Origin of the sequence: Photorhabdus australis DSM 17609 (assembly GCF_000711895.1) — a bacterium.
Taxonomy (GTDB): Bacteria; Pseudomonadota; Gammaproteobacteria; order Enterobacterales; family Enterobacteriaceae; genus Photorhabdus; species Photorhabdus australis.
The window spans coordinates 20717-27645 of sequence record NZ_KL543987.1 but is presented as its reverse complement, the minus strand read 5'-3'; the positions used below and the strand labels follow the sequence as shown (position 1 = coordinate 27645).

Annotated in this window: 7 protein-coding genes and 1 pseudogene; 3 read left to right on the top strand and 5 right to left on the bottom strand. The window is 42.4% G+C overall.

What is annotated here, in order from left to right:
- The 3 genes and pseudogenes from BO26_RS24345 to BO26_RS20020 all read left to right on the top strand — a co-directional run.
- Nucleotides 1-84: pseudogene (locus tag BO26_RS24345) on the top strand (helix-turn-helix transcriptional regulator); the annotation flags it as partial.
- A 30-nt stretch (nucleotides 85-114) separates the two neighbouring features.
- Nucleotides 115-786: a PAS and helix-turn-helix domain-containing protein gene (locus BO26_RS20025; protein ID WP_036774574.1), complete on the top strand. Its 672-nt coding sequence runs from the start codon at nucleotides 115-117 to the stop codon at nucleotides 784-786.
- Nucleotides 787-935: 149 nt separating this feature from the next.
- Complete coding sequence (locus BO26_RS20020) at nucleotides 936-1631, top strand: helix-turn-helix transcriptional regulator (RefSeq protein ID WP_036774572.1); 696 nt, start codon at nucleotides 936-938, stop codon at nucleotides 1629-1631.
- A 231-nt stretch (nucleotides 1632-1862) separates the two neighbouring features.
- Here BO26_RS20020 and BO26_RS20015 read toward each other — a convergent pair whose 3' ends face one another.
- The 5 genes from BO26_RS20015 to BO26_RS19995 form a co-directional block, all read right to left on the bottom strand.
- The gene (locus tag BO26_RS20015; RefSeq protein ID WP_036774638.1) at nucleotides 1863-2960 is read right to left on the bottom strand and encodes an aminotransferase class V-fold PLP-dependent enzyme; all 1098 of its coding nucleotides are present in this window, start codon (nucleotides 2958-2960) and stop codon (nucleotides 1863-1865) included.
- A gap of 66 nt (nucleotides 2961-3026) precedes the next feature.
- Nucleotides 3027-4382 carry a YhfT family protein gene (locus tag BO26_RS20010; protein ID WP_036774571.1) on the bottom strand — a complete coding sequence of 452 codons (1356 nt, stop codon included), beginning with the start codon at nucleotides 4380-4382 and terminating at the stop codon, nucleotides 3027-3029.
- A gap of 12 nt (nucleotides 4383-4394) precedes the next feature.
- Nucleotides 4395-4754, bottom strand: coding sequence for a DUF2620 domain-containing protein (locus tag BO26_RS20005; protein ID WP_036774570.1), 360 nt, complete (start codon nucleotides 4752-4754; stop codon nucleotides 4395-4397).
- A gap of 10 nt (nucleotides 4755-4764) precedes the next feature.
- The gene (locus BO26_RS20000) at nucleotides 4765-5655 is read right to left on the bottom strand and encodes a phosphotriesterase-related protein (protein ID WP_036774635.1); all 891 of its coding nucleotides are present in this window, start codon (nucleotides 5653-5655) and stop codon (nucleotides 4765-4767) included.
- A gap of 36 nt (nucleotides 5656-5691) precedes the next feature.
- A complete protein-coding gene (locus BO26_RS19995; protein ID WP_036774568.1) occupies nucleotides 5692-6873 on the bottom strand; it encodes a YhfX family PLP-dependent enzyme in 1182 nt (393 codons plus the stop codon).
- Nucleotides 6874-6929: the final 56 nt, after the last annotated feature.

The following is a 6929-nucleotide window of genomic DNA, read 5'->3' as shown; positions in this document are numbered from 1 at the left end:
CTGGAAGAATATTGTCGCTTGAATGATTATGATCTCTATGTCCCAGAGAGATTTGTACAGCCAGAAAGCAGAATGTTTCTTTAACCCTTAGATTAAAAAGGAGCTTTTATTAATATGAAGAAGAACTATACAATTTCACCTCAAATTATTAACACAATGGAGATGAGCAATGAACCATGGGGAATAAAAGATAGTTCTTCAAATTTCATTTATGGTAATTCTGCAACCAAAAAATCCATCCATAATTTCAAAGAAGCATTTGATTACGAAGGCCGTTACGATCATGAATTGCCCTGGGATGGCGCTGAATTTGCAAAAGAATTTATTGCTCACGATAAAGATGTCATGACCAAAGGAGAGAGAGTATGTTCTCTTGAAACACATGTATTTGGCAAAGAGCAAACTTTGTCTTCTTATTTTTGTGAGAAACAACCTTTTTATCATGAAGATGGGAGTTGCATAGGGATTATGTATCATATGTGGAAAGCTAAAAAGTACTCATTGGCTAGCTTATACCAATATTATGACAAGCTCCCATCATCGATTATACTCCAACCACCTACTACTCTTTTTACTCAATGTGAATGGGATATCATCTTTCTCTTTCTACAAAAACACTCCAGAAAACAGATTGGGCAGATACTGAATATCGCCTATCACACTGTTGAGATTCATATGACCCAAATATATCGCAAGGTCAACGTTAACTCCAATCAGCAACTGGAAGAATATTGTCTGGCCAATAACTTTAATCACTTTATACCAGAGAAATTTTTATTGTCTTAGATTACGTATTAGTTCCCAGTTTCTATATGCTACCTTTGTCCACTATTTATTGATAAAATAGACAGCTCTGCGGGAATATGTTTTTTTCATAAAGAATATACCTAATAGTCAAATGGGTTAAAAAACAATAATTACCTCGAAGGATATGTATGAATCAATCAGTATTTAGAAAAGTTTCTTGTATTACCCGTCAGTTCACAAATATGTGGGATAGAAGCCCCGATCCTTGGTTTGTAAAAGATAAGGAATCCCGGTTTATTTATGCCAATACGGTGTTTATAAAAGCCAATAAGTTACCTGAGAACTTTGATGTTATCGGATATACCGATGAACAATTACCAACACCAGTTAATGGTTTCTCTCATCATTTTAAAGAACATGATCGCCAGGTCTTAGAATGTATGCAACGAATATCATCGATTGGGACTTATCCTCAAGGTAATGGCCGACAACCTAAATCCTATTTTTGCGAAAAATATCCCTTGATGGATGAAAATAACCAATGTATGGGAATTATTTCTCATGCTAAAGAAGTAGAGTATTTTACTGTGTCTCATTATATGAAGAACTGTGCGCCCATAGCGGTCAGTTCTAAGCCCCCTAATGATATTTTAAAAGAAACTGAGTGGGTCATGATTTTTCTATTTTGCTGCGGTATCAATAACAAAGATATGGCTAATGAAATGCATATGTCATGCCGTACCGTAGAAAAATATTTCGAAAATATCTACGAAAAATTGTCTGTCACTTCAACAGTGGAATTACGATCACTTTGTAAAGAAAAAGGTTATGACCTATATGTTCCATCAAGATATTCTCTATCTATAGGCCATTTTTTACTGTAAATAATCGATTTTGCTATATCTATTTCTCTCTGATCTATCGATAATTTGAGTAATAATTGGGAACACAATTAATGATATTGCGGATTTTTCTATTCCATCAAACTATAAAATTTTAACACTAAGGCTTTATACCCCAAATACGTTGAAACGTTTTAAATAACTGACAATATACCGCCCATTGTGGCGGATGTTCCGCTTTCATAATAACTCTTTACTTAATTTGACTCCTAATCACAGTAAAGCGATAGCTCGCGCGCAACTTTCACTCAAAACTCTCATCACCGTTTCCGCACCGCTTCGATTAGGATTTATTCGTATCATCCGTTTTTCTAAAGTGGGATCGGATTGACGGAATGTACCAGATAACCGGTAAAACAATGGTGGAATTTCGAACTTTGATTCAGCACCAACCGGATAAGGCAGTGCACCAAGTTTATGTGCAAAGCAAAGAACTTGTTCTGCAATCTCATCATAAAATTCCACTAACAATACTTTAGATTGCGCATTGGCAATAACTGCCTGTTTGACTTGAGGTATTATTCCCTGATTAAGCCAGGTAACCAGCGTTTCACTCACTTGAGCCTGCACAGCATGCATTACCGGCGCAAATACCAACCCACGCAACACTTCCAATGCCTGAAATCCCTGCACCTGGCTGCCTCCTGAATACATGCTACGCCGGATGCTGTCGATTGCCGCTTTTTGACCTACCACGACACCAACACCTTGCGGTCCAAACAATTTAAAACTAGAGAAAGTCGATAACGCAGCGCCACATTCACAACCAATATGCTCTACTTTCATAACGGCGTAATTATCATCAACCAGTACCGGTAACGACGCCGCATTCATCAATGAAATCACTGTAGACAACTCATAAGAATCATCGATTTTCTGGCGCGTATGTTGGACCAACCCGGCTACCGGGCGATGTTGTAAAATCGCAGCACGTATTTGTTCAGATTGATTGAAATCAGCCCGTACAAGATTCAAACCCATCTGTTCAGCAATAGTCGCAGTAGTGGGATATAACGGTGCATCATGAACCAACAGAGTATCACCCGTGTTAACTAATGCCGCCAGACCACAGCGTATTGCCCCGGTTCCCGCTCCTTGCACCAATACAGCAGATTCAGCGGAAAAGAAATCTGCAATGACACTTTCAACTCGTTGCGTCATTTGTGGTTGGTTCAGCCCCGGAACCAATCCCAAATCGCCAGTAGTCAAAAAATCAGCGCCGGGAAAATGGCGGCAGATGATATCAACTAAATGAAACTGTTTTCGCTGCGCCTGCTCCATATTCAAGCTGCGTAATGGATAAGTATTCAACATCTGCTCTCCGGCTTTCTCCCTTTATCGCTGCCATCATAAATAAAGGGAGAAAGGATCTTTCAATTAACGGATACCTATCAGATAAATGACGTTAGCCAGAATACCAACAACAATCGTCGCAATTGGCCCAATAGCCATTTCAACTAAAGGACGTTTAGAAGTACGATTGAGCAGATAAATGCCTGCCACCACCATAAATCCCATTCCCGGCAAAATAGCGTTGGAAGCAATCATTCCCCCCACCAATAAGGAAACCTCCAACATGCGGGTAATGACGGTTCGGATATGATCACCACAAGCTTTTACGCCGGGATATTTATCCAGCCAGATAGCAATTTTCGCCAGTAGTTTGATTTCCATAAACATAATCACACCGCCAGCAATGAAGGCAATCCACAGGTTATTCGTGACTAATCCAGCAACAAACACGAATTTCATCCCCACCGGACTATACACTCCAGTAGCAATAGCCGTCATACCAACTAATGGAACAAAGCTGATTGCCCTGGCCAAAGCCACCAACGTGGCGTTAGCCCCTTCCCCCTGCGCCATCAATTGCAGTGATACCGGCCCCTCCGCCAGTAGACTGAGAGACATCGAAGAAGCTACAGCCGTCAAACCACCACTCAGCACCAATAACCAGATGTTATTTTGAATACGCTGTATTCGCGTGGAGAATAATCCCACTAACATCTCATTCTCACCTTTGGCTGGAATTTGCCCATCTCCTGCCACAGGAGCACGCTCTTTCATTGCAAAGTAGAACATCACAATCATCGAAATCAGTAGCGCTACCCCGTTGGGGTCTAATTGCACTGGTTTGCTGAGTGATCCGCCAAAACTAAGTGACCCCACGGCTTTCGTCGCAACATACCCCGCCAGTGTCGCAATCAGTACCCACATCCCTTTGCGATATCCATATTGATACGCGACAACAATCGCAGGGAATAACGCAAAGCAGGCAACAATGGGATCACCAACTTTACTCAGATTGTTCATGAAATTAACCGGCAAATGGGCAAAGATGTCGACAACAGATCGTAAACCTGTCATCAAAGCGATGGCATATAACGCCCCCAGGACACCAGAAAGCACGAAACCTTTTTTACTGTTTGCGCACCAAGTGCCAATCACATCCGTGCCCAGTAACAAGCTATGCACCAGAATAATCGGGGCTGTCAGCGAGAACGGAATACCAAAACCGATAACCAAACCAAAACTTAAGGCAAAACTGGTCGCCGCTAAGGTTTGGCGATTCATACGTCCTTCAAGATGTTCCGGCATCAAAGGGCGCAACCCGTCATGAAATACCGCAATACCACGGTTAGCCATCATGGCAGAAATTCCGCCAATCACCGCTAACAAACCCGCTTTAAACGGATCAATTTCCATTAAACGCGTGAAAAATTCGTATTCCATCTTCTGATGTCCTTATGAAGAAAAAATAGCCCCGATAAGCACTGGGATAACGATTTCTGTATCCTGACCAATAAAACCAAACGCGGTCTTCCCGGCATTCACATGCGCAATAATCTCTTCATCAGACAGGATTTTCCCCGGCATGCTAAGCGTGGCACATTTATCGTTCCCCACAATGGCAATTGCCATTGCCAAGGCCCCCCCACCGGTATTACAAGCCCCCAAATAATAATCCGCACTACCATTTTTCAGTGCCATGGCGGCTTCAATATCGCTCATTAAGGTAATGGATGAAGCTTTATCTCCAGCCAAACGTCGTAAAGTTTCCGCAATTTTTTCTTTCTCAATTTGTCCTCCAATAACAAATCTCATATGTTTTCCTTTAGTTGAAAAATACCGTTGGGTTGTCACGTAACATTAGATCAATTTCTATTTGCGTTAATCCGGCATTCCTCAGCATAGGCACAAAGGTGCGGATTAAATAGTCAAAACCATTACCACCATTGGCCTTCAAATGGGAGCGACGGGTTATATCCATCGATAACATGACACGGTTAAGTAAACCGCGCTGGGACAATATCTGTAGCATGGCAACACGTTTTTCATCTGGGTAGTAATCGTTCTTGCCAATAGTATCGAACTGTACATAAGCCCCCTGTTCAATCATACGCAGGATATTGTCCAAATTGTCCCGCAAGTCACAGTGCCCGATAACCACCCGTTCAGCATCTACACCATGCTTTTTCAATAACGCCAGTTGCTCAAGCCCCATGGTACTTAATGAGGTATGTGTAGAGATGGGACGTCCTGTTTCTAAATGCGCTATTGCCGCGGCATGAAATACTTTTTCTTCATCAGGTGTGATAATCCCTTTACTGGAACCAATTTCCGCAATCACCCCAGCTCTCAGCGTTGTACCCCCAATGCCTTGCTCAATCTCAACAATCATTTCATCCGCCAGTTGCCGGACTGGCGTATGCGAGACATGTCCAGGAAAAAAAGCAGACTGGTAATAGCCCGTTGAGGCAATTACGTTAATGCCAGAATCCCGCATCAAATCCAGCATAAACTGTGGATTACGCCCCATGTAACGATTGGTCATTTCCACAATATTACTTACGCCAAGGTTGACCAGTGTTTTCATCTCTTCACAAATCAGGTCATATTGATCCAACCGACAATCAATGTTGTTTTTAAATGGTGATAAATCAATATGCAGATGCTCATGTGCATAGGTATAGCCGGACGCATCAATCCTGTTTTGTTTAGTCATCAGAAAGGCTGTCCGGATAGAATCATGAAAATGCATTTACTCATCGGTCATTTCCCCATTAACAGGAATATGGTTTCCCTGGCTGTCATAAAGCCCTTCCAGCACCGGATGTCCTGACTGGATACCACTGACCAATGCCACATCACTGCGAGTCACAAATATCTGAGTGCGAAAGCACAGCACCACAGCACAGCCAACTGGATATTCACCACTAAGGGAAAAGTGGTAATCAATGCTGGCACCATCCATCGGCAGCAAATGGGTAGATATAACCTGTCCGTTTGGCATAAAGACCAACGCGTTATGAGCCTGTCCACGGCGATAGTAACCACCGCCATAGCAATAACTATTGCCATTAAACCGGTGAGATATTTCTGTCAGATACAACATAGCAATACGTTCAGGCTGCTCTCCCTGAAAATTCGCAAGAATTGTACCTGTCAATGCATGTCCCGGTTCTGCATGGGTAACCCCATACTTTGCCAATAACGGTAGTGTGCTACAGCTTGATGCCGATGGCGCGTTTATCTGCGTCACCTCAACCCCTGCTTGCCGTAAAATGTCTCTTGCTTTCAGCAAAGTAAACAAATTTGGTGCTGGCAGTGTTTGCTGTTGTACCTCCTGCCACAATAAACAAGGAAAATGGGTTAATCCCACCAGCTTTACGCCGGGCATCGCTATAATACGACGAGTAACATCATTCAATTCCGATAAATGAAAACCCGCTTCCTGACCTGGATAGAGATGATCATGATCATCATAAACTTTCAACATAATGCATTGCACATGTCCCTGGTGTTGCGCAAAACAAGAAATTTCCTCCGCTTTTTCTAAAGAAAACACCGTGATCACTTCCGGGTGTTGCTGTATCACAGGGGAGACCATATTCCGCGGGATCTGTACCAAATGTCCTGCATGAATAACCGGAACCTTCCTTCTTATTAATGTTCTTGCTTCCTTGAAATCCACCACTGTAACACCCTGATAACCCAGTTCTATAAGCTTGCGTGCCAGCCAAGGATTACGCCCAATCTGCTTGGTCATCAAATACAGAGAAATATCATAGCGCTTCGCCACAGCAAGCAGACGTCTGGCATTTGCCAAGACCTGATCAACATCGATGACATAAGTATCAGGTAACAAACCTCCTTGCTCCCATAAAACACGGGCGGTTTCAATCAATGCCGGATTTTGTTTGGTCAATGCATTAATAAATATGCTGTACCTCCTGTACTACTTACAGCGTTCAATGCCATTGCAATAAGTTATGATGT

Excerpts from the sequence above, each read along its gene's own strand:
- BO26_RS20025 (WP_036774574.1), top strand. The coding sequence starts at position 115 with ATGAAGAAGAACTATACAATTTCACCTCAAATTATTAACACAATGGAG.
- BO26_RS20020 (WP_036774572.1), top strand. The coding sequence starts at position 936 with ATGAATCAATCAGTATTTAGAAAAGTTTCTTGTATTACCCGTCAGTTC.
- BO26_RS20010 (WP_036774571.1), bottom strand. The coding sequence starts at position 4,382 with ATGGAATACGAATTTTTCACGCGTTTAATGGAAATTGATCCGTTTAAA.
- BO26_RS20005 (WP_036774570.1), bottom strand. The coding sequence starts at position 4,754 with ATGAGATTTGTTATTGGAGGACAAATTGAGAAAGAAAAAATTGCGGAA.
- BO26_RS20000 (WP_036774635.1), bottom strand. The coding sequence starts at position 5,655 with ATGACTAAACAAAACAGGATTGATGCGTCCGGCTATACCTATGCACAT.